Origin of the sequence: Pseudomonas sp. D3 (genome assembly GCF_029320995.1) — a bacterium.
Classification (GTDB): Bacteria; Pseudomonadota; Gammaproteobacteria; order Pseudomonadales; family Pseudomonadaceae; genus Aquipseudomonas; species Aquipseudomonas paraveronii.
The window spans coordinates 3474384-3496182 of record NZ_CP119772.1; the positions used below are offsets into that span (position 1 = coordinate 3474384).

Below are 21799 nucleotides of genomic sequence, written 5' to 3' on the forward strand. Positions count from 1 at the left end.
ATCATGCTCCAAGCGACTGAGCGAAAGGCGGATTGGCGAAGTAGTCGTCAAGACCGCTGAGCCGTATTGCTTCGATCACGGCCACACTCGGGTTGCTCAGCAACAGCTGCGTGCTCCCTTTGAGCGACTCGCGTTTGATGAGGATCAACAGTTGCAAACCGGCGCTGTCCAGTTCGTCGACATTGGACAAGTCCAACTCGACCTCATGGGCCAGCGGAAACAACGACAACAACAGGTCTTTTTGTTCAGTGGCCGTGTAGATCGTCAGGGGGCCTTCCATGACCTGGATTCGACGCAGCATCGGGACGGTGCTTTTCATGGAAACCTCCTGGTCAGCGGTCGCTGGCCATCGCTATGGCAGGATCAACTTGGAGACGGCGGTGAGCATTTGCGCGGGCTGAAAGGGCTTTACCATCCACGCCTTGGCACCGGACGCCTGGCCTTGCTGCTTCATCGCATCACTGGCTTCGGTGGTCAGCATGATGACCGGGGTGAACTTGTAGGCTGGCAGCAGCTTGGCGGCCTTGACGAAGCTGAAGCCGTCCATGTTTGGCATGTTCACGTCACTGACAATCAGGTGGATTTTGCGTCCATCCAGCTTGCTCAGTGCATCTCTGCCATCACAGCCTTCGATCACGTCGTAACCCGCGCCTTTGAGCGTGATGCTCACCACCTGCCGGATGGAGGCCGAGTCGTCGACAATCAGAATGGTTTTGCTCATCGGAAAAGCTCCTCTAGAAAAAGGTGATTTCGCTGGCGTCAGCCTTGGCGTGCGTGTTGCCGCCATGAATGGCGTGTTGCTCCGGCATCGTGTAAGCCGTTGAAAGCTCTTGCAGCCAACGGTCACTGGCCATCGGGGTGAGCGCATGCCCACTCAGGCTTGATGCTTGGCGCTCGTCCAGTTGCTGCTCTAGCTTGCCCAGGTCGCGGGTAATCAGCGTCAACATCTGGCTGACGCGATCCTGAAACTGCAAGGCGACCAGCACCTGAGCAATCTCGTCGGCGACGTTGGCGCTCTGCTGCTGCAAGTCATGGCTGTTGCGCACGATGGTTTGGGCGGTACCGCGAAAATGTTCAATGACCTGCGAGACCACGCGCTCCGAGTCGGCGAGGGTCAAGGTGTCTTGTTCGGCGTGGTGGCGGGACATTTGCACCGTGCGGGCAATGGCCGCGTTGACGGTATTGACGGTTTCACTGATCTTGCGCCCGGTCTCGCCGGACATGCTCGACAACTTGCGCACTTCATCGGCAACCACCGCAAAACCTCGCCCCGCCTCACCGGCTCGGGCGGCTTCGATGGCAGCGTTGAGGGCAAGCAGGTTGGTTTGACTGGCGATGTCACCGACAAACTTGGCCATCTGCTGAAGTTGCTCGGTGAAGCCGGAGAGTTGCAGGACTTCTTTGAGTTCGTTCTCTTTATTCGAGAGCGCGGAGCGCAAGGCCAGAACGATGGAGTTGAGGTCACGCTGGCCGACTTCCAGCAAGTCGACCAATTGTTGGGAAGCGTCTTGCCCGCCGTTGCTGGCTACGCTGTTGCTGATGTTTGATGACAGCGTGCCAAAACGTTCGCTGAGCTTGAGGATGGACGTTTCGCTGATCAGTCGAGCCGCTTCAATCTGCCTGGACCAGATCGGAAGTACGCTCAGACACACATCTGCCAAACCGTTATCGACGGCCAATGTCGCCGAGGTCTCTGCCGGTTGATCGAGCTGCTGGCGCAGGCGGGTCCAGTGCGCCTGGTAGCCCCTGTTTGCCCAAAGGCCCAGGCCGATACACAACGCCAACAACACGCTCCCCGCCCCTACTGCCCAGGCGCTGAAACCATTGCTGTAAGCGATCGCCAGCCCACCGAGCAGACCGGCCAAGGCCACGGGAAACAGTGTCAAAGCAGCCGAGGGGGGTGTGGTCTGTTCGTTCACGGTCTGTCTCCCAGTCAAAGCCTCTCATCACCGGTTGATCGGCAGTTAGATTGCTTGAGGAGGATGATGGCTCAGTAATGGCACGCCAGCCATCAGACCATCCCTATTCTGGGGTAGGGATACCGGGAACCCGGGTAGGAAAATCCCTACCCAAGGGCGCTGACTATGAAATCCCCAGGGTCATGGCGAAGCGAACAATGTCCGCCGTAGAACTGAAGCCCATTTTTTCCATGAGCCGAGTCTTGTGGGTACTGACCGTCTTGTTGCTGATGACCAACTGCCCCGCAATCTGGTTGACGCTCATGCCATGAGCCAGCAAGCGCAGAATCTGGAACTCGCGATCGGACAGGCTTTCAACGTAGGTCTGTTGCTTCAAGCCGCTGCTCTGCAGGGCAATCTGCTCCGCCAGCCCAGGGTCCAGGTAACGTTGACCGCTGACCACGCGTCGCATGGCAATCAACAGGGTCTCGGGGTCGCGGTCCTTGGTCAGGTAGCCAAGCGCACCGGCGCGCAGTGCGCGTTGCGCGATGTGGATTTCGTTATGCATGCTCAACACCAGGATCGGCAGATTCGGGTACTGGGCATGCAGGCGGGCAATCAGAATTTCGCCGCTGATACCTGGCATATTCATGTCGAGCAGCAGCAGGTCGATCTCGACCTGGCGCAACAGTTCGATCACTTGCGCGCCACTCTCGGCTTCGGCCACCACTTGGACGTCGGCGACCAGCATGAACAACTGCTTGAGCCCTTCGCGCATGATGGTGTGGTCATCGGCAATCAGCATGCGAATCATCAATACGTATCCTTGTGCATCGGAATGAACGCCTGCACCGTAGTGCCCTGTCCGGGATGGCTGAAAATGATCACTTTGCCGCCCAACATCAGGCCGCGCTCACGCATCCCGGCCAACCCCAAGGTCTGGCGGGTGACGGCATCCGGGTCAAACCCCTTGCCGTTATCCTGGACCTCCAGCAGCCAGTGCGTTTCCTGCGGGCTCAGGGTGACGCTGACCTGTGTCGCTTCGGCGTAGCGCGCGATATTGGTCAACGACTCCTGCACGATGCGAAACGCGGCGGTGGTGTGCGTATCGGGGAGCGTCAGGGGAATCAAAGGCAGGTGCAACACGCAGGGAACTCGGGTCAAGGTGACGAATTCGGTTGTCAGCCATTCAAGACCGGAGACCAGCCCCAGGTTCAAGGCGGAGGGTCGCAGGCTGGTAGAGACATCACGCACGACCTGGATCGTCTTATCGGTCAGCACCATCAGCCGCTCGACCTGCGGGGTCAGCTCCGGTGTGGAGGCGCCGAACTGAAACCTCAGCAGCGATATCCCCATGCGCAGTGCCGTCAGGTGCTGGCCCAGCTCGTCATGGATCTCCCTGGCGATCAGTTTGCGCTCCTCTTCCCGCGCCGTTTCGCGGCGGGTCGATAGATCACGCAGTTGTGCATTGGAGTTGGCCAGGCGCCGTTCGGCAGCGCGCAGCTTGGAAATGTCGCGCCCCACCGCCAGCACACTCACGACCCGCTGGCCGTCGACCTCTGGCACAAAGTGGATCAGCACCACTTTGGGTGCGGCCTTCAACCCCGAGAGAAAAAACTCTTGCTCCGTCGCTTTATTTTCCTGAATCACTTGGGCCACCAATTCGCGAAACAGCTGAGACTGGTGGTTCAGGGGCGCCACCGCATCCATGGGCATTCCCATCAGTTCCGGCCAGGCCCCGCCCACCCATTTGCGCAGTTGCGCATTGACGTAGAGCACCTCGCCATGAGCACTCAGACGAGCGATAGCATCCGGGCTGTTTTCGACCAGGGCGCTGATATCGTGCTGGCGTCCGAGTTCTTTCTGCCTGGCCCTTGTCAACAGGGTAATGTCGCGACTGATCACCAATATCTGCGGGGCCATGCGCCCCGAATCCGCTACCGGCACCAGAGTAACGTGCAGTTGACGAACTTCGTTGCGAAGCATCACGCCCTCATCGGACTCAACCACCCGCCCGGCGCTCGTGCATTGCTCGCACAGCGCCTGGATTTTTTGCGCGCTCAACCGACCAAAGATCGGCTCCAGGGGCTCACCGATAACATCGGCATGAGCTTTGCCCAGCGCGCGTAACAACGCGGGGTTGACCTCGACACAACGCAGGCAACCGACCTCAGTCATTTCCAGCAGGCAAAGCATGTCCAGGGTGTGGTCAAAAATGTCACGATAACGACGCTCACGCTCCCGAAGTAACGACTCTGATCGCCAGCGTTCGATCGCAATCGCCGCAATGTGACACGTCTGGCGCACGCGCAGCGTGTCGCTCTCATCCGGCCCGGTGCCGGGAGACTGGGACAACTCGAAAGTGCCGAGAATGTGTCCTTGTTTGTCCACGATCGGTTCGGACCAGCCGACAGCAGACGCCTTATTCATCACAGTGCCAGTGCCGAGCTGCACCCTGCAGGACCGGTGGGGCAAGGCCAATTGCAGATAACCCACAAGGAGCCCCAGCGTTTCCTCAAGGGGGGCGCCCGTCGACATTTTTTCGAAAATGCCCAAGCGCGCATCTTCCAGGACTTGTTGCTTGCACAACTCCGTAATGTCGTGGGCCAGCGCCAACACGCCGACCACCTCGCCTGTCGGACTGCGCTCGGCCGTCAGGCTGACCGCACAACTGACAGACTCAGTACTGTCCGCGAAGGTCCAACTGTCCAGGAATTGCGCCGTTTCGCCCGTCGCGACGACATGGCGAAGTTGGTTGAGATACTCACCCGCGTCCGCGTCAGGGCTGACGCCTATCGACTCGTCATAAGACATGCCGGTCAAGAGCAAAAATGTCGGGTTGACGTAAGTGCGCAGCAGGTTGCGATCGTAACGAACAATGATGTTGGGTGAATTTTCCGCGAGGGTGAGAAATTTGAGTTCACTGCCCATCAGTGTTTCGCGAAGCTGCCAGTTCTCGGTGATGTCCTCCAGTTGGGACACAAAGCAGATTGGCTGCCCTTGATCATCGCGCACCAGCCCCACGGTCAACCGCACCCACACCACCCGCCCGTCGCGACGGATACAGCGTTTATGCAGCGTCGCGCCAGGCCTTTCACCGCGCTTGAGTTCGTCGATCAACTGCTTGCCAACCTCCCGGTCTTCGGGGTGGGTCAGTGCTATGAACGTGGTGGTTTGCAACTGCGCTTCGCTATACCCAAGCAGGCTGCAAATGACGCCATTGGCCCGTAGCCAACGACCGTCCAACGACACCAACGCCAGGCCGGTACCGGAGGAATCGAAAATCGACCTGAGCGGAATCTGCGAGTAGCTTTCGGTATCGGATTGCGCGGCTGACGGTCCCTGGCGGGCAATGACCTCGACAATAAAATAATCCTCGCGCCACAGCGTCAAGACGATGTCCAGCCCGCACGACAGCCTGCTCAGCGCCGAGAAACCAACTCGCGTTTTCCCCGCTGCCTGTTCCAGTGCCGCGTAAAAAACACCCTGGTCTTCGGACCGCAGGAGGGCGATAAACTCGCCGCCGGCAGTCGGAGAAATACCATTATGAATTTGCAGGTGTGAGAACGCGGGGTTGCCAGCGACAACCCGAGCGGCTCGGTCCAGCGCCACAACCGCAACTGACAGACAGCCGAGCACGCTCTCGAGGGTTCGCAACGTATCGTCGTCAACCATTGCCTGTGTGTCGCGAGCCATACGTCCCTGTACCTAGGTCTTTGACAGTACTTGACATTTGAAAGACGTGTAAAACGCCTAGCAACCTTCTACATAGCGCTGGAAGTCGGAAACGACTGAACATTGACCTTTTCTAGGAGAACGGAACCATTCAATCGCGATTAACCGCCAACTTGTATATATCGTTTTGAGTGTGTCTTCAGACTAACTAATAATGCTTTGCTCGAACTGTAGCTCAATCTCAAGCTTCAAAGAACTACAGCACGATAAATGCGAAGGCATTCGAGTAAATGATCCAGGTCAAAGCACTTGGACCGACGCTGGTTTTGCGTCACTTGTTGTCTATGCTGACCTGCGACGGTGCGGTGATGGGTGCAAGCCGTTGCAGGTCTTGCGCGGCATCGTTGAGCGCACCGATCCAGCGTCTGGCCAAGCGATCAACGCGCGTGTGCTTGCTGATAGCGACAGCCGGCACTGCTCGCTGGAGAGCATCAAGGGAGGCCGCCGACGCGCAGACCTTCGAGCGATCCAGCGAATGAAAAAATGATATCATAGTGACATCACCGTCTGATACCGTTAATCAGAACCAAGCACTTGCGAGGGTCATCATGGGCGAAGGCGCTCCCATTCCGTCGAATGAAGCTGAAAGGCTAAAAGAGGTCGCGAAATTTTGCCCCGCGGGCGGCGACTCCGACGAAGTCTTCGACAAAATCGTCGCAATGACCTCTGCGTATTTCAACGCGCCGATCACGCTGATCTCAATCGTCGATGAACATCGTCAATGGTTCCGCGCGCGGGTTGGCCTGGAGGCAACCCAAACGCCAAGAGAGGTTTCCTTTTGCGCCTACTCGACGTTGGATAATTCGCGGTTGGAGGTGTTGGACGCCAGCCTTGATACCCGGTTTAAAGACAACCTCTTGGTTACTGGCGCGCCGTATATTCGTTACTACGCCGGTGCGCCACTTATTACCGAAGATGGTTTTACCCTGGGAAGTCTCTGCATCATCGACACCGCCGCCCGCACACCCATGAGCGCGCTCGACGTTGACATGCTCAATGGCTTCGCGGAACTGGTCATGATGCGTATCTGTCATATGCGATCTCGTAACTTCGTAGACCCACCCACAGGGCTATTTAATCGACTGAAGTTTGAGGAGGATATCCATCAAACGATCCGGGTGAAAAGTACGTGCGAGGTTTATGCGATCGACGTCATTGCGCCGAAATTTCTCAACGATATCGTGAAAGCGCTGGGTTATACTTTTGCACAAGACCTGATCCTGGCCATAAAGTCGCGCCTACAAAAACTGCTGCCCGATACCTGCTTGCTTTATAAAATCAGCCCAACGCGATTTGGCTTCATTCTCAAGGAGCAGCAGACGCCTGAGCACATTTGCGAAAATATTCTGCATAACTTCAAAACACCGGTTGCGTGTCACGGCATCCCCATACCCATGCAAGTAGGGATTGGCGTACTGCCTATTTTAAAATCCCAAGAGCTCCAGCAGGACTGGCTACGCCTGGTGGTAAGCGCTGCGGATGAGGCCCGTGACCGCAAGCTCGGATGGTTTCTTTATGAGCCGCAATTTGATGCAGCTCAACAACGGGCTTTTATGCTGTTGAGTGCGTTGCCGGAGGCGGTCAACGCTGACCGACAGTTCAGTCTGGTATATCAGCCAAAAATCAAACTACCCTCGGGAACATGCCATTCGGTAGAAGCATTGATACGTTGGACGCATCCGGTACTCGGCAACATCAGTCCCGCTGAATTCATCCCCTTGGCTGAAAAAACAGCGCTGATAGCCTCCATTGGGTTATGGGTGCTCAAAGCCATTATCCAGCAAGCGGCGGCCTGGAAAGCGCGAGGTTTGCGCCTGCTGATAGCGATGAATATTACTGTCAGTGACATGGAAAGCGCCGAGTTCGTAGACACCCTGATTCATGAAGTCGAAAAACACGGCCTGGAACCTGCCGACTTTGAAGTTGAGCTTACCGAAAGTATGCTCATGACCAACCCGAAAGAAGTCATCCGGCAACTGGAGCGCGTTCGTAAGTTTGGCGTAGCGGTCGCCGTTGACGACTTTGGCACCGGCTACAGTAACTGGGCGTATTTGAAGAAACTTCCGGCCAGCACCGTTAAACTTGACCAGTCGCTGATCAGTGGGCTGTGCACCAATAAAAATGATAAGAAACTGGTTAAAACCCTGATAGAGCTGGCGAAGGGCCTCGGCTACCGAGTCGTTGCAGAAGGTGTAGAAAGCGAAGAAGTTCTAGAGCTTTTAACACAGTGGGGATGCTCTGAAGCGCAGGGTTACTTGATAGCAAAACCTATGAGTTCCAAGGCTTTAGAAGCCTGGATAGGACAAAGAAGCTAGGAGGCACTCGTGATTCTTAAGGATTATCACTCTGCGGTTGCGGGCTTTGTATATAACGCGCTTCCGCCGCTGGTCGACGACCGATTATATAAATGATCAGTGCAACATTACTGCCGTTACTGAGCGCCCCTGTAAAACTGAACTATTTTGCCACTGGCCGACGACTGACCTGTTCTGCGCTCAAGTTGATCCTGGCCTGGGCCGATAGGGATGTGAGAAGGATCGAGGTTTACTGATTCAGGGAGGAACTTATGTCGTCATACGGCAACTTGCAGCCCCTTCCTCAGGCAGGCGCTTTTTTCCGATTACCGCTCATATCCGCCGCCGGTGGTGTGTGCGCCCCGCTATTGAGCGACTCACGCCCCGCTGGGGCTGGGGCTGCTGAGCCTACGCCAGAACGACGGGCGATGGTGAATGAAGTAGCGGCCATCGCCCAGCAGACGAGTCAACGTCAATCAACCCGCCGACCACCAGGAAACGTGCCCGGCGTAAACCCGGGCAGCCCGCTGTTTATTCGTTGAACGATAACAATACCGGCAATTAAGCCGACCGCACCGCACATGGAGAGGCCTTTCAATGAAATGGTTCTACGATTTAAGAATAGCCACCAAGCTCATCACGTCGTTTTTGCTGGTGTTGGTGCTGACGGCCCTGACGGGCGGGTTCGCCATCATCCAACTGGGCATGGTCAACGAGACTGCCACTGAGATGCGCGACAACTGGTTGCCCTCAGTGCGGGTTGCCTCTGGCATCCGTTTTTTTGTCGCCAACTATCGGATCAAGGAACTGCGCCATCTGATGGCCGACAGTCCGACAGAACAGACGCAATATGAACAGGAGGCCGTCGATGCTCGCAAGGAAGTCGATACCCGCATCGCGCGCTATGAAAAAGAGCTGATCTCAAGCCCGGCTGAGCAGGCGTTGTTCGATACATTCAAGAACGATTGGAACAACTACCTCAATACCAGCAAGAACCTGTTGGCCGAGTCCCGGCTGGGTGCGAAGGAACAGACCAACGCCATTCTCAAAGGGGACTCGAAACGCGACTTCGAACAAGTCGCCAGCGACCTGGTAAAAATTATCGACTTCAACGACGCCGGGGCGACGGCAGCCAATCAACGGGGTAACGAAATCTACGCGAACGCGCGACTGTCAATCATCGCCGCGGTACTCGTGGCCCTGCTGGTGGGCATCGCGCTGGCGTTGTTTATCTCACGCATCATTTCCAACCCGCTGAGAAGGGCCGTGGATGTCGCCAGCCAACTGGCCGAAGGTAACCTGGCCGTGAAGATCGAAGGGGGTTCCAGAGACGAAACCGGGCAGGTGCTCACGGCGATGCAGGCAATGGTCGGCAAGCTTTCGCAGATTATCGGTGAGGTGCGCAATGCCGCCGACGGTCTGGCCAGCGCGTCGGAGGAAGTCAGCGCTACAGCCCAGTCCATCAGCCAGACCACCAGCCAACAAGCCGCAAGCGTCGAAGAAACCAGCGCATCCATCGAACAAATGAGTGCCAGCATCAACCAGAACACCGAGAACGCCAAGATAACCGACGGCATGGCCAGCAAGGCGGCCAAGGAAGCCGGGGACGGAGGCGACTCTGTTCAGCAGACGGTCCAGGCGATGAAAAAAATCGCGCAACGCATCAGCATCATCGACGACATCGCCTACCAGACCAACTTGCTGGCCTTGAACGCAGCCATTGAAGCGGCGCGAGCCGGCGAACATGGCAAGGGCTTCGCAGTGGTGGCGGCCGAAGTGCGCAAACTGGCCGAACGCAGCCAGGTGGCCGCGCTGGAAATAGGCGAGCTATCCACCAGCAGTGTCGAAATGGCCGAACGGGCGGGCCGTTTGCTTGGCGAGATGCTGCCTTCGATCAACAAGACCTCCGATCTGGTCCAGGAAATCACGGCCGCCTCCGAAGAACAGGCAGCCGGCGTGTCGCAGATCAATTCGGCAATGAACCAACTCAACCAGGTCACTCAGCAAAATGCCTCCAGCAGCGAGGAGCTCGCTTCTACCGCCGAAGAAATGAGTACCCAGGCCGAACAGTTGCAGCAGTCCATGAGCTTTTTCACACTGGAGGCGGGTGAGCGGGCATCGAACGTCACACTTGGCAAGCCTAGCCCGGCAAGCAGTGTGTCGCGCGCGGTGGCGCGGGCACCGCGAGCGGTCCAGCAGAAAACCTTCCTCAAGAGCGCAGGCCCCGACGAAAGCGAGTTCACGCGGTTCTAAGCGCAAACCGGACGCGATGCTTTTTCATGCAGGAGAGCGACATGGGCGCGTTAACCAATACCCGACAAACGGCTGCGATTCAAAAGCAGGAGGCGCAGTACCTGACGCTCCTGCTGGGCGGCGAAATGTTCGCCATAGATATCCTGGGTATCAAGGAAATCATCGAGTACGGACACGTGACCCCGGTGCCGATGATGCCCGACTTCGTGCGCGGCGTGCTCAATCTGCGGGGTGCCGTGGTGCCGGTGCTGGACCTCAAGGCACGGTTCGGACAGCCCTGCACGAAGGTGACCCGACGCAGCTGTGTAGTGATCCTCGAAACCAGCAGTGAAGACCACCAGGCCCAGGATATCGGGCTTCTGGTGGACAGTGTGTCAGAGGTGCTGGCAATTCCGGCGGACGAGATCGCGCCGCCCCCCAGCTTTGGCGCACGCATTCGTCCTGACTTTATCAGCGGCATGGCAAAGGTCGCCGGTAGGTTCGTCATCGTGTTGCAGGTCGACAAGGTGTTATCCGTGGATGAAATATCTCAACTGGCGGACGCCGGCGACAGCCCTACCCTCTAGGCCCAGTGAGTCACGAACAAGGAGTTCGGATTGAAACAGATCAATCTTGAAGATCGCGAATTCACCCAGTTCCAGTCCTGGCTCTATGGCGCGGCAGGCATCCACTTGTCTCCCATGAAAAAGGCCCTGGTTGCTGGACGTCTGTTCAAGCGCCTGCAGTTCCATGAGCTGGAGAGCTACGGCGCGTATTTCAAAATGATAATGGGCAAGGAGAACCCCGACGAGCTGCAGTTTGCCCTGGACCTGTTGACCACCAACGAAACGTATTTCTTTCGTGAACCCAAGCACTTCGAGTTCCTGCGCGAACGGGTATTGCCCTTCGCATCGCCAGGCAAGACCTTCAGGGTGTGGAGCGCGGCCAGTTCCTCGGGCGAAGAACCTTACAGCCTGGCCATGACCCTTGCCGAACACCTGCGCAGTACGCCCTGGGAGGTTATCGGATCAGATATCAGCACCCAGGTCCTGGCCAAGGCCCGGAACGGGCATTACTCGATGGAACGCGCGAACAGGCTGCCGCTACCCTTGCTCAGTCGATACTGCCTCAAGGGCATTGGCCAGCAGGAAGGCACCTTCCTGATCGACAAAACCCTGCGCCACCGGGTCAGTTTCGTTCAAGTCAACCTGATCGAGACCCTGCCCAAATTGGGCGAATTCGATGTGATTTTCCTGCGCAACGTGATGATTTACTTTGATCAGGAGACCAAGCGAAAAGTGGTCAGCCGCCTCCTCCCATTTCTGCGACGTGGCGGCTATTTCATGATCAGTCATTCGGAAAGCCTGAACGGCGTCAGCGATGCGCTCAAGCTGGTGGCGCCTTCGATTTATCAAAAACCATGAGCTGCCAGCGAACATCAACTGACGTTGCGTGGGGGCGCTGAGGTGATAGCCCGATCGCGCGCAATTTTTCGTTCTATTCGCTAATGAGCGCCTTCGGGTTGTCACGGCCACGCAGCACATTCTGCAGGTCCAGAGCCTGATCGAGGGTGAGCTGAAGCTCTTCATCATTCCAGGGCTTGCTGATGTAGCGGAAAATATACCCATCGCTGATTGCCTGAGTGATCATGCTCATGTCGGCATAACCGGTCAGCAGGATATTCATGCATGTTGGATCGCGCTTATGCACCTCCCGGAGTAGGGTCGGACCGTCCATAAACGGCATGCGCGCGTCGCAGACAATCATGTCTATAGGGTGCAGTTCGAAAAGACTCAGCGCCTGCGCCCCACTCGTGGCCAGCAGCAAGTCGTAAGGCTTGCCGCGCAGCAAGCGGCGCAGGCTGTTGAGGATACTTTCTTCGTCGTCCACCAGCATGACGGTGTGGCGTTTTTCGCTCAAGGAAGGGGTGTCCATGATCAGCTACCTTCAACAGCAGAGGCCAAGTGGGCCTGAACCAGGGGCTGGCGCAATGGCAACCACGCGCGAAAGCAACTGCCCCTGCCCGGCTCACTTCTGACGGTGAGCCTTCCATGGTGCTTGACGATGATGCTGTACGACAGCGACAGGCCAAGGCCCGATCCCATGCCCACCGGCTTGGTTGTGAAAAACGGTTCGAATATCCGGTTCTGGATTTCCAGAGGAATGCCATGACCGTTGTCGGTGATCTCGACGAAAACGCCGCCGTCTTCCCTGCCACTGCTGATGATGATTTCGCCGTCGGCGCCGACGGCATGGCTGGCATTGATGAGCAGGTTCAGGAAAACCTGATTGATCTGTGACCCCATGCACTCGATGGGTTCGATATCGCCGTAGTACTTGATTACCTGAGCCTTGAACTTGATCTCGTTCCAGATAACGTTGAGGGTGCTATCCAGCCCCTTGTGCAGATCGGCCAACTGCCATTCGTAACTGTCGACATGGGAGAACTCGCGCAGGTCCTTGACTATACGAGTGACACGGTCCAGCCCGTCGACCGATTCGGTGAGCAATTCGTCGATGTCCTGACGCATGAAGTTGTAATCGGCCTTGTCCCGCATGGCCGCGAGCTCAGGATGAGCATGGGCATGTGTTTCGTCACTGGCCTGCTCATAGGCATCGAGCAGTGCGAAAATATCCACGAGGTAACGGCGCAGGCTGTTGACGTTGGAGCAAACAAAGCCAATCGGGTTATTGATCTCGTGGGCCACCCCCGCAGCCAGTTGCCCTATCGCCGCCATCTTCTCGGACTGCAGCAACTGCGCCTGGGCGTCTTCGAGCCGTGCGATAAGCAGTGCCTGGGCGCTCTTTTCCTCTTCTAGCAACTCGTTAAGGTGCGTCAGTTCGAGTTGGCGGGCCGCGGTGTCGGTCGTATCACTGATGGCCAGGCCTACACCCAGACTGCCGCCATCGGCGTCCTGCACGGGGAAGAAGGTGCAGTTCTGATACATGTGCCGGACCATGCCGCTGATGGGCCGGGTGCTTTCGAAATTGAACAGGTGCGGCCGTTGCTGCCAGGAGGTAAAAGCAAAGTTTTGCAGCGTGAAGACACTGTTGATCTTCTGCCGGGTCCAGCGCTCAGGCAGCTCCGGAAATGCTTCGAACAGCGTGCGCCCCACCAGCTCCTGGGAACTTCGGCCGCTATTGATAGACATAAAGTGGTTGGAGAACAGCACCTTGCAGTCCTGATCGACCAGCAGCACGCCCATATTGATCGCCTTGAGCATCGACTCCAGGGTTTCCCGGGAAATTGCCTTGTTGTCTGTCATGAAGACGCCCTTTTCAAAGCTCGTAAAGCAAACGATCGATGGCCCGAATGACAACACCGGCTGTACGTTCGGTGATGCAGATCAGCAGGTCGCACGAGAATTGATGAGCCTGAACCTCGAAACGGATTTCTAACACCATCGCAAGGTGTTCGTTCAGGTTCAATTCATCCAGTGCGTTCGTGGGCTCTTCTCTGTGGACCAGAATCGACGGCGCGTCATAGCTCACTTGTATCGCCACCTGCCTGGCCAGGCCACTGATGCAGGCGCCGGACAGGATGTTGGTGACATCTAACATGAGCTCTTCCTGCTGCTCAGGGCCGTCGTCGTTATAGCCCAGCAGCTCGGCCAGCTTATCGGCCCCCATCGAGCCAAAGCACACGAACACCTCGCCGCGTAACTCACCCAGAAAAGACTGGCGGGTGACAATCATGAAGCGTCGGCGAAGATGCTCCGGAATCGACAGTTTGTTCTGTTCCCGAATCAGCGGGTGAATGAAAGGAACCGAAAGCGTAACCATGGTATCGGTCAGCAGGGCCAGTCGCTCGGCCGCCTGCCCCATGGCAATATTCATCAGTTCCTGCAGGGCATCACGTTGGTCTTCGGTGAGCGCGGCCAAGGTTTCCATCACAGCACTCCTATGAGATGCAATGCATCGAGTACAGCTTCAGCTGTAACGGGCTTGGCGACGAATGCAGCAGCGCCCAGCTCGAATACTCGCTGCCTGGCCAGCGGCTGGATGTCTGCGCTAATCACTACGACCACCACATTGGCGTCTTCACGCTTGAGGGCCTCAAGCGTCTGGAAGCCGTCCATGACCGGCATGGTCAGGTCGAGAAACAGCAGCTCCACCAACCCGGCGTGATACGCCTCCATCACCTCGGCACCATTACAGGCCTGGCGAATATCTTCGGTCAGTGATTCTGGCAGGGATCGCAAGACCAGCTTGCGGGACATGGATGAGTCATCGGCGATTAGAACTTTCATGGCGCACTCCACATTTATGAAGTGTCTCGCAGCGTCGGTCGAGGCCGCAGAAACTAAGATTCGTTAGAATCTTTTAACCACTCTAGCCTGAAGAATATCAAAGAGCCATCAGCCAATGCTGATACTGCCCTATTGATTGGAGACGCATGTAGGGCATTCCCTACACGCCGCTATAGACCTGGGGTGTATTTCCCGAACTGGGACCATCAGATCGCTGATTAATTTAATGACGCCTGCTGTTTCTGACCCGCCTGGGCGCCGTTGCAGCCCGGCCCGCAGAGCACCACCGGCGAGCGGGGTGCCCGCCGGCCTGAAAGGTGGCCTGGCCCAGCCCGAAAACGCGTTATCCCAAACCTCTGACCGCCTCGATCATCTTGACCAGGACGGCCTGCGCATCGCCGTACACCATGTTGCAGTTTTCTGCGTAAAACAGCTGATTCTGAATACCGGCATAACCCTTGCCCTCCCCGCGCTTGACCACATACACGTGATGAGCCTTGTCCACATCAAGGATCGGCATGCCATAGATGGGCGATGCTTTATCGCTGCGTGCAGCGGGGTTGACCACGTCGTTGGCGCCGATCACTAACACCACATCGGTGTCAGCGAAATCGGCATTGATGTCATCCAACTGGAATATCAGGTCGTAAGGCACACCGGCCTCAGCCAGTAACACGTCCATTTGTCCCGGCATACGCCCCGCTACCGGGTGTACCGCGAATCGCACAAGCACGCCGTGGGCTTGCAACAACTTCACGAACTCGTAGAGCTTTTGTTGCCCCTGCGCGACGGCCAGGCCATAGCCGGGCACGATGATGATTTTATTGGCGTAACGCATGGCGACGCCTGCATCACTCGCCGCCGTCGGCTTGAGCTCACCCACGATCGCTGCGCCTTTACGAACCGGCTGATCGCCAAAACGTGCAAACAGCACATGCGCGACCGTGCGATTCATGGCTTTGGCCATCAGCAATGTGAGCAGTACGCCAGCAGCGCCAACCAGCATGCCGGCGATCATCATGGCCGGAACCTGCAACACAAAGCCTTCAAGGCCGACCGCCAGTCCGGTGAAGGCGTTGTAGATAGAGATAACCACCGGCATGTCGGCACCGCCGATGGGCAACGTCATCAGCACCCCGAACAGCAACGCACAGCCGAAGAACACACCGATCAACCACAGGACGTCGTTTAACGAACCGTGTGCGGCCTGCATGACGACCATCAGCCAAGCGCCTACGCAGAGCGTCACCAGCATCAGCAAGGCGTTGATCAGTTGCAGGCCTTTCATGCGCAATGGCTTGTTGATGCGGCCATCCAACTTGGCCCAGGCAATCAAGGAACCCGATAACGAGATGGCGCCGATCAACGCGCCAAACAACGTGCCGACCAATGCGGAAAGGTCGAACACTCGATTCCCGAACAACTCCATGGCGGCGATCGCGGCGGCGGCGCCCCCGCCCATGCCGTTGTATATCGCGACCATCTGCGGCATGGCGGTCATTGCCGCTTTGCGCCCACTCCACCACGCTGCGCCACCGCCCAACAGCAGCGCGCCGAGCGCGAGGCTGACGTTAACAGGCAAATGTGGGCGGGCCGCCTCACTCACGGAGAATGCGTAGAGAAAACTCACGATGACGGCGGCCGCCATGCCCCAACCGGCAACATGAATGCCGCCGGCCGCCGTGACGGGCGAAGACATGCGCCACAACCCGAAAATCAGTAAAAAAGCCGCGAAGAAATACACCAGCCCAATCAGCCACTGCGACGTCATAATCAACATGATCAAACCTCAAGCCTTTTCAGGTTTCCGGGTGGCAGAGTGATGAGCTTTACGCCGCTTGGGCTCCGGCGCGCTGGTCTGGAACATCGCCAGCATCCGGCCAGTGACGGCATACCCGCCTGCGGCATTCCCCGCCCCCAGCAACACGGCGACAAAACCGGCCGTTTGTTCGGGCACGCTCGCGGCATCGAGCAGCCCGATAAGCCCGCCGATCACCACAATGCCATGGATGAAATTCGAGCCCGACATTAACGGCGTGTGCAAAATGGCCGGGACCCGGCCGATGATGACCCAGCCGGCAAACGCGGCGAGCATGAAAATATAAAGCCCGACGAAGCCAGCACTGTTCATGAGGTCTTCTCCTGGGTTGCGGCATCCGTTGGGTTCAGCGCATGCATGAGTTTGCCCGCGTGGGTGAGTACCGTTTGCGCCAGAATCTGATCGTCCCAGTCGATGCTGATGACGTTGTTCTTCAACATCAGCGCCAATAAGTTGAACTGATTTTTTGCGTATAGCAGGCTGGCGTCCTGGCTCAAGGATGAGGGCAGATTCAACGGTGCCATCAGTGTTACCTGGCCGACCATGACAGTCTGTCCGGGCACACACCCTTCGCAATTGCCGCCGCCTTCGGCGCCAAGATCAACGATCACTGCACCGGGCTTCATCCCGGCGAGCTGTGCGGCACTGACCAAGCGTGGTGAGGGCCGCCCCGGCACTGCCGCCGTGGTAATGACCAGGTCCGCTTGTTGGATATGCTCAGTCAAGACTTGAGCCACTTGCGTTTTTTCTGCGTCACTCAACTCCCGCGCATAACCGCCTTTGCCTCGCGCATCGACCCCCACATCGACAAAGTTGGCGCCCAGGGATCTGGCCTGCTCCGCGGTTTCCGGGCGAACGTCGTACCCCTCTACCACGGCGCCCAGGCGGTGCGCGGTCGCGATGGCCTCCAGCCCCGCCACGCCCAATCCCAGGACCAACACTCGCGCCGGCCCCACGATACCCGCCGCCGTGGTGACTTTTGGCAGGATGCGAGACATCTGTACCGAGCCCAGTTGGACCGCATAGTACCCAGACAACGCTGATTGACTGGAAAGCGCATCCATCGACTGAGCCCGCGTGATGCGCGGCAGGCGCTCCATGGCAAAACACGTGACTTGGCGCTCCAATAAACGCTGCACCAAAGCCGGATTCTTCTGCGCATACACAAAACACAGGAGTACCGACCCAGGCTTCATCTTGCCTACGACCTCAAGCGAAGGCGCCTGCACCGCGAGAAGCACATCGGCCTCATGCAGCCACTGTCCGCCGCTGGACACGAACAACACGTCCGAATAAGCCGCGTCCGGCAAAAAACTCGCGTCACCCGCCCCCGACTGCATATGAAGTTTTGCCCCTAAAGCACTTAACTTCGCGCAGAGGCCAGGCACGAGGGCCACACGTCGTTCGTGCGGGTGGGTTTCTTTCAGCACAGCCACATTGACGTACATCGCGCGCTCCGTTGAAGGCGCCCGCGTATCGCCGGGCACCCGGAATGTAAAAAAGACAAGGCTTCAGACGGGAGCTTGAGCCGACACGTAACGCACGAGTTTTTTATTGACGAACTGCTGGATCCCCATGTCGCCCAGCTCGCGTCCATAGCCTGAGTCCTTGATGCCGCCAAAGGGCAACTCGGCATCGCTCCAGCTGATGTTGTTGATAAACATCATCCCGGTCTCCACGCGACTGGCCACACGACGCCCCCTGTCCAGGTCGCGTGTGAACACAGAGCCGCCCAGGCCAAAGTCAGAATCGTTTGCCAAGGCGATCGCAGCGTCTTCGTCCTTGACCCGGAAAAACAGCGCCACCGGGCCGAAGAACTCATCCCGGAACGCCGGGTTTTCAGGGGCGATATCGCTGAGAATGGTCGGCGTCATAAAGGCGCCGGGGCGATCGATACGTGTGCCACCCAGCAGAATCCTGGCACCGTGATCGGTCGCCGTGCGAACCTGCCCGAGCAACTGCAACAGTGCCGCTTCCGAAGACAGCGGACCCAGGGTCGTCGCTTCTTCCATGGGATCGCCGGGTTTCAGCGCCGCGAGCCCGGCCTGAAAGCCCTTCAGGAACGCATCGGCCACCTTATCCACGACAATGAAGCGTTTTGCCGCGCAACAGGTCTGCCCGCAGTTATACATCCGCCCCCATATCGCCCATTTGACAGCCAGATCCAGATCCGCGTCTTCCAGCACAATGAAGGCATCGCTGCCCCCCAGCTCCATGGAGGATGGCTTCAAGTTCTGCCCGGCCCAAGACGCCAGGCTGCGGCCGGCGGCGACACTTCCGGTCAGTGCAACGCCACGAACACGGGGGTCATCGACCACCTGTTTGGACTGTTCATGGGAGATCGACAGGTTGGTATAGAGCCCGGCAGGAGCGCCGGCTTCGAGCAGGATTTGCTCAAAGGCCATCGCACATTGAGGCACGCAACCGGCATGTTTGATCACCAGCACGTTGCCTGCCATCAAATGCGGGCCGGCCACGCGAGCCAACTGATAGAAGGGAAAGTTCCACGGTTCGACACCGAAGATCACGCCGATGGGACTGCTCTCCATATGCGCTTCACCTTGGGTCGGCTCAAGCGTTTGCGGGGCCAGGAAGCGTTCGGCGTTTTTGGCGTAGTACGCCATGATATCGGCGCTGAACTGCACTTCGCCTCGGGCCTCGTTGATTCGCTTGCCCATTTCCAGCGTGATCTTACGGGCCAGGGCATCGAAGCGCTGATGCATCAATTCACCGGCCTTCGCGATGATCGATGCACGCTGGGCATACGTTGTGTTTTTCCACGTCGCATAGCACTGCGCCGCGGCCGCCAGTTTGTGCTCCAGTTGCTCAGCCGTCAGAGTATCGAATTGTGCGAGCAACTCGCCGTTGTATGGATTGATAGTCGTATAAGCCATAACGGTTGCCTTCCAATGAGATTGAGTTATCCAACGTCTAACCGGCCACGTTCAGTCGCCGTCTCCATGAACCGGCATTACGGTGGCCCGAATGCATGCGGGTGGCTAGCGTCGGAAACTACTGATGGCATCGTCATTCAGTGCGGGCTGGCACTTTAACGGTGCTACGAGCGCACTTCGATGGTGCAAAAACCGACAATTAAAACCCAAAGGCCGCCTTATATAGACGCTTAGCGTGAGCGGTCTGTTTGTTCGCAATAAACTGAGGAATTTAGATTCGTAGAGGCTCGGTAAATACTTACATAGATCAATTAACGCGCCTTAAAAACTGCATAGGATTGCGCAACAGGCAATACGACACCGTGTCTTGTCAGGAGGGCTAATCATGCAAGTCAATCAATCCTTGTCGGAAGATGTGTTGCCACATCAGGCATCAGGCCCTGCATCCGTCTACTGCCCGTCCTCCGCTGAACGGTTGTACGGCATTGATCAGAAACTTCGCCAGACAGCACAGTTGGTTTCACTCGTTGTGGGCCAGCTTGAGGCGTGTGAATTCGACCCCACGACACCTGCGCGCAGGGTGCTCGAACAATTGGATGCCACTGTGGAGAAGTTGTTGAGTCGATTCGGACTCGACCAACCCTCCCCCCCGTCAGTCACTCAACCCTGCGCGCACAAACAACTGAGCGCTCGAGCGTTGAGCACGGCGCGCATTTGCCTGCTGTTGATCGTGGAACCGGACGCCCTGCTGTGCGACATGCTCAGTTGCGGACTAGGTTCGCAGGGCTATCAGACGGTAGCGGTCAGCGATGGCGTCGCTGCGTTGGAATGGATCGCGCGTTCAGGCATTCAGCCGGACCTGATTTTGACGGAGCACACGCTTGACCGGTCCATGGACGGTGTCCAACTGGTGCAAAAAATCCGCGGTCAATTCAATCGAATCACACCCGCGATCATACTGACCGCCGATACGAAAAAGCAGATTACCCAATCAGCCCTGACCGCCGATTGCGTGCTCCTGCGCAAACCTGTGAGCTTGAACGTGTTGCGCGCCACCCTCGGCGCCGCATTAAGTACAAAAGCTGCAGTACCCACCACACACGCCATGCCCTCTTCGCACCCACCCGTCATGTACGTGGTGGACGAGGATGCGGTGCTGCGCAACAACCTGCGCAGCGTATTAGAGTCAGTAGGTTACCTGGTGCGTGACTATTGCACTGCTGAGCAGTTTCTCGGCAGTTATGCCGGTGACAAAAGGGGCTGCCTGATCATTGAGGCACGCCCCTCGGGCATCAACGGGCTCGAGGTGGTTGCCCGTCTTAAAGCACAGGGTGACGAGCTGCCCATTCTCATGATCAGTTGCAACAGCCGCGTAGCAGACGTCGTCGATGCAATGAGGGCGGGGGTATGCGACTTCATTGAAAAGCCGTTTCGTTATCAGCAGCTGTTAACCAGTGTGACAGCAGCGTTGGCCAATCAAGTCGATACCGAAGATTCCAAGGTGCTTCGCAAGGCTGCCATTGACCATATCAGCCACCTCACGGCACGTCAGCGCCAGATTATGGCGATGGTTCTGGACGGCCATCCGAGCAAAAACATTGCGGCTGATTTAGGGATTAGTCAAAGGACAGTGGAAAAGCACAGAGCGTCGATCATGAGCAGGACTGAAGCCAAATCGATTCCCGAGCTCGCCCGCATCGCCCTGGCAGCCGGCGAAAAAACGCCGGTTGCGGCTGCCGATGGTAAGCGCAACGGACTCATCCCATGATCAACATCAACACTGTGGGCAATCCCGCGCGGTTATATCGAGCCAGGCGTATCAGGTCGGATAGGCGCTACCAGCAGATTATCGACAACTTTCAGCACACCCGCAGTGCTCGATGCAGTCAAACGCGCCATCTCCCGTTCCGGGAGCGATCCGACAATCCCCGATAGCGTGACGTCCCCGCCCTCCACGCGCACATCAATACCATGGGCGTCGATGATGGCCTTGCGTCGAAACGCTGACTCGATATCTGTCTTGATGGTTTGTGCAGAGGCCTGCGTCTTGACCACGATATCGTTACTGATCCCCTTGATCCCCTGCAGATAGCGCACTGCATAACCGGCCGTCTGGCGCTGATGCTCAGAATCCACTTCTCCGCCGAGCACCAGCCAGCCATCCGCCACGCTGACTTTGACGCGGTGGTCTGCCAGCGAGGTGTTCCATTGCAATGCGGCAACGGCTGCCGCGACGAGATCACTGTCCGTGCGCACATGGCTGGAGGGCAGCACGACATCGATCTGGTTGATCAGATCCACGACACCGGCAACATGAGCGACAGCCTGCTCCGCGTGCCACCGCTCGGCATGACTGGCAACGTTGCCGGTGAGCGTGACGATGCCATCAGACACTTGCACTAAAACCTGATCGGCTTTCAGTGCCGAGTCCCAACGCAGTTCTTCAATCACTTGCTGCCTAAGCTTTTCATCGGTGTTCATAAAAAAGCTCCAGTGTTTTTAAAAGTCTCAATCGGCCAAAGCGTATCTCGTTGCGATAATTTTCAGCAGGTCGGAAAGTACCTATCCTTGGGTATAAAGCGGTCGTTCATTTTTGCACTGAACAACCAAACAGTGCGTGCAGGTGTCGATGCTCCAGCAAGTACTTTCTGCCGGTGACGGTGCCGGCCGCCCCCAG

General features: G+C 57.4%; 20 protein-coding genes. 5 read left to right on the forward strand and 15 right to left on the reverse strand.

The genetic code is table 11. The features are described from left to right. Position 1: 1 nt before the first annotated feature. The 6 genes from P3S72_RS15775 to P3S72_RS15800 all read right to left on the reverse strand — a co-directional run bounded on the left by P3S72_RS15775 (position 2) and on the right by P3S72_RS15800 (position 6126). Positions 2–319 carry an STAS domain-containing protein gene (locus P3S72_RS15775; protein ID WP_276193014.1) on the reverse strand — a complete coding sequence of 106 codons (318 nt, stop codon included), beginning with the start codon at positions 317–319 and terminating at the stop codon, positions 2–4. A gap of 33 nt (positions 320–352) precedes the next feature. Beyond that, positions 353–721, reverse strand: coding sequence for a response regulator (locus tag P3S72_RS15780; RefSeq protein WP_247396048.1), 369 nt, complete (start codon positions 719–721; stop codon positions 353–355). Between the two features lie 13 nt (positions 722–734). Further along, positions 735–1919, reverse strand: coding sequence for a methyl-accepting chemotaxis protein (locus P3S72_RS15785; RefSeq protein ID WP_247396049.1), 1185 nt, complete (start codon positions 1917–1919; stop codon positions 735–737). Positions 1920–2082: 163 nt separating this feature from the next. Continuing rightward, positions 2083–2712, reverse strand: a complete 630-nt coding sequence (locus P3S72_RS15790) for a response regulator transcription factor (RefSeq protein WP_276193015.1) — start codon at positions 2710–2712, stop codon at positions 2083–2085. Beyond that, entirely contained in the window at positions 2712–5573 is a 2862-nt protein-coding gene (locus tag P3S72_RS15795) for a PAS domain S-box protein (protein WP_276193016.1), read from the reverse strand. The genes P3S72_RS15790 and P3S72_RS15795 overlap by 1 nt, the downstream gene beginning before the upstream one ends. A gap of 331 nt (positions 5574–5904) precedes the next feature. Next, entirely contained in the window at positions 5905–6126 is a 222-nt protein-coding gene (locus P3S72_RS15800; protein WP_276193017.1) for a hypothetical protein, read from the reverse strand. Between the two features lie 55 nt (positions 6127–6181). Between P3S72_RS15800 and P3S72_RS15805 the strand changes: the two genes are divergently transcribed. The 4 genes from P3S72_RS15805 to P3S72_RS15820 all read left to right on the forward strand — a co-directional run bounded on the left by P3S72_RS15805 (position 6182) and on the right by P3S72_RS15820 (position 11583). Continuing rightward, positions 6182–7948 (forward strand): GGDEF and EAL domain-containing protein, encoded by a 1767-nt coding sequence (locus tag P3S72_RS15805; RefSeq protein ID WP_276193018.1) that lies wholly within the window; start codon positions 6182–6184, stop codon positions 7946–7948. A gap of 576 nt (positions 7949–8524) precedes the next feature. Then, positions 8525–10180, forward strand: coding sequence for a methyl-accepting chemotaxis protein (locus P3S72_RS15810; protein WP_346429956.1), 1656 nt, complete (start codon positions 8525–8527; stop codon positions 10178–10180). 41 nt (positions 10181–10221) lie between these two features. Further along, positions 10222–10746 carry a chemotaxis protein CheW gene (locus P3S72_RS15815; RefSeq protein WP_247396053.1) on the forward strand — a complete coding sequence of 175 codons (525 nt, stop codon included), beginning with the start codon at positions 10222–10224 and terminating at the stop codon, positions 10744–10746. 30 nt (positions 10747–10776) lie between these two features. Then, positions 10777–11583: a protein-glutamate O-methyltransferase CheR gene (locus tag P3S72_RS15820; protein ID WP_276193020.1), complete on the forward strand. Its 807-nt coding sequence runs from the start codon at positions 10777–10779 to the stop codon at positions 11581–11583. Positions 11584–11656: 73 nt separating this feature from the next. Here the strand turns inward: P3S72_RS15820 and P3S72_RS15825 are convergent, their stop codons facing one another. The 8 genes from P3S72_RS15825 to P3S72_RS15860 form a co-directional block, all read right to left on the reverse strand. After that, positions 11657–12094, reverse strand: a complete 438-nt coding sequence (locus P3S72_RS15825) for a response regulator (protein ID WP_276193022.1) — start codon at positions 12092–12094, stop codon at positions 11657–11659. Positions 12095–12096: 2 nt separating this feature from the next. Beyond that, a complete protein-coding gene (locus tag P3S72_RS15830; RefSeq protein ID WP_276193023.1) occupies positions 12097–13425 on the reverse strand; it encodes an ATP-binding protein in 1329 nt (442 codons plus the stop codon). A gap of 13 nt (positions 13426–13438) precedes the next feature. Next, the gene (locus tag P3S72_RS15835) at positions 13439–14050 is read right to left on the reverse strand and encodes a chemotaxis protein CheC (protein WP_276193024.1); all 612 of its coding nucleotides are present in this window, start codon (positions 14048–14050) and stop codon (positions 13439–13441) included. Then, positions 14050–14409 (reverse strand): response regulator, encoded by a 360-nt coding sequence (locus P3S72_RS15840; protein WP_247396059.1) that lies wholly within the window; start codon positions 14407–14409, stop codon positions 14050–14052. Before P3S72_RS15840 ends, P3S72_RS15835 begins: the two co-directional genes overlap by 1 nt. A 343-nt stretch (positions 14410–14752) precedes the next feature. After that, on the reverse strand, positions 14753–16189 hold the full coding sequence (locus P3S72_RS15845; RefSeq protein WP_276193025.1) for an NAD(P)(+) transhydrogenase (Re/Si-specific) subunit beta: 1437 nt from the start codon (positions 16187–16189) through the stop codon (positions 14753–14755). A 9-nt stretch (positions 16190–16198) separates the two neighbouring features. Then, positions 16199–16540 (reverse strand): NAD(P) transhydrogenase subunit alpha, encoded by a 342-nt coding sequence (locus P3S72_RS15850; protein ID WP_276193026.1) that lies wholly within the window; start codon positions 16538–16540, stop codon positions 16199–16201. Beyond that, on the reverse strand, positions 16537–17676 hold the full coding sequence (locus P3S72_RS15855) for an NAD(P) transhydrogenase subunit alpha (RefSeq protein ID WP_276193027.1): 1140 nt from the start codon (positions 17674–17676) through the stop codon (positions 16537–16539). Before P3S72_RS15855 ends, P3S72_RS15850 begins: the two co-directional genes overlap by 4 nt. 63 nt (positions 17677–17739) lie before the next feature. Further along, a complete protein-coding gene (locus tag P3S72_RS15860; protein ID WP_276193028.1) occupies positions 17740–19122 on the reverse strand; it encodes an NAD-dependent succinate-semialdehyde dehydrogenase in 1383 nt (460 codons plus the stop codon). A gap of 385 nt (positions 19123–19507) precedes the next feature. On the opposite strand from P3S72_RS15860, the gene P3S72_RS15865 reads away from it, so the two are divergent. Then, positions 19508–20890: a response regulator gene (locus P3S72_RS15865; RefSeq protein WP_276193029.1), complete on the forward strand. Its 1383-nt coding sequence runs from the start codon at positions 19508–19510 to the stop codon at positions 20888–20890. Positions 20891–20922: 32 nt separating this feature from the next. On the opposite strand, the gene P3S72_RS15870 is transcribed toward P3S72_RS15865, so the two are convergent. Then, entirely contained in the window at positions 20923–21603 is a 681-nt protein-coding gene (locus P3S72_RS15870) for a BON domain-containing protein (protein ID WP_276193030.1), read from the reverse strand. Positions 21604–21799 lie beyond the last annotated feature (196 nt).

Coding starts and splice junctions, on each gene's coding strand:
- P3S72_RS15845 (WP_276193025.1), bottom strand. CDS start 16,189: ATGTTGATTATGACGTCGCAGTGGCTGATTGGGCTGGTGTATTTCTTC.
- P3S72_RS15800 (WP_276193017.1), bottom strand. CDS start 6,126: ATGATATCATTTTTTCATTCGCTGGATCGCTCGAAGGTCTGCGCGTCG.
- P3S72_RS15780 (WP_247396048.1), bottom strand. CDS start 721: ATGAGCAAAACCATTCTGATTGTCGACGACTCGGCCTCCATCCGGCAG.
- P3S72_RS15795 (WP_276193016.1), bottom strand. CDS start 5,573: ATGGTTGACGACGATACGTTGCGAACCCTCGAGAGCGTGCTCGGCTGT.
- P3S72_RS15805 (WP_276193018.1), top strand. CDS start 6,182: ATGGGCGAAGGCGCTCCCATTCCGTCGAATGAAGCTGAAAGGCTAAAA.
- P3S72_RS15810 (WP_346429956.1), top strand. CDS start 8,525: ATGAAATGGTTCTACGATTTAAGAATAGCCACCAAGCTCATCACGTCG.
- P3S72_RS15835 (WP_276193024.1), bottom strand. CDS start 14,050: ATGGAAACCTTGGCCGCGCTCACCGAAGACCAACGTGATGCCCTGCAG.
- P3S72_RS15825 (WP_276193022.1), bottom strand. CDS start 12,094: ATGGACACCCCTTCCTTGAGCGAAAAACGCCACACCGTCATGCTGGTG.
- P3S72_RS15830 (WP_276193023.1), bottom strand. CDS start 13,425: ATGACAGACAACAAGGCAATTTCCCGGGAAACCCTGGAGTCGATGCTC.
- P3S72_RS15775 (WP_276193014.1), bottom strand. CDS start 319: ATGAAAAGCACCGTCCCGATGCTGCGTCGAATCCAGGTCATGGAAGGC.
- P3S72_RS15865 (WP_276193029.1), top strand. CDS start 19,508: ATGCAAGTCAATCAATCCTTGTCGGAAGATGTGTTGCCACATCAGGCA.
- P3S72_RS15790 (WP_276193015.1), bottom strand. CDS start 2,712: ATGATTCGCATGCTGATTGCCGATGACCACACCATCATGCGCGAAGGG.
- P3S72_RS15840 (WP_247396059.1), bottom strand. CDS start 14,409: ATGAAAGTTCTAATCGCCGATGACTCATCCATGTCCCGCAAGCTGGTC.
- P3S72_RS15860 (WP_276193028.1), bottom strand. CDS start 19,122: ATGGCTTATACGACTATCAATCCATACAACGGCGAGTTGCTCGCACAA.
- P3S72_RS15870 (WP_276193030.1), bottom strand. CDS start 21,603: ATGAACACCGATGAAAAGCTTAGGCAGCAAGTGATTGAAGAACTGCGT.
- P3S72_RS15850 (WP_276193026.1), bottom strand. CDS start 16,540: ATGAACAGTGCTGGCTTCGTCGGGCTTTATATTTTCATGCTCGCCGCG.
- P3S72_RS15815 (WP_247396053.1), top strand. CDS start 10,222: ATGGGCGCGTTAACCAATACCCGACAAACGGCTGCGATTCAAAAGCAG.
- P3S72_RS15855 (WP_276193027.1), bottom strand. CDS start 17,676: ATGTACGTCAATGTGGCTGTGCTGAAAGAAACCCACCCGCACGAACGA.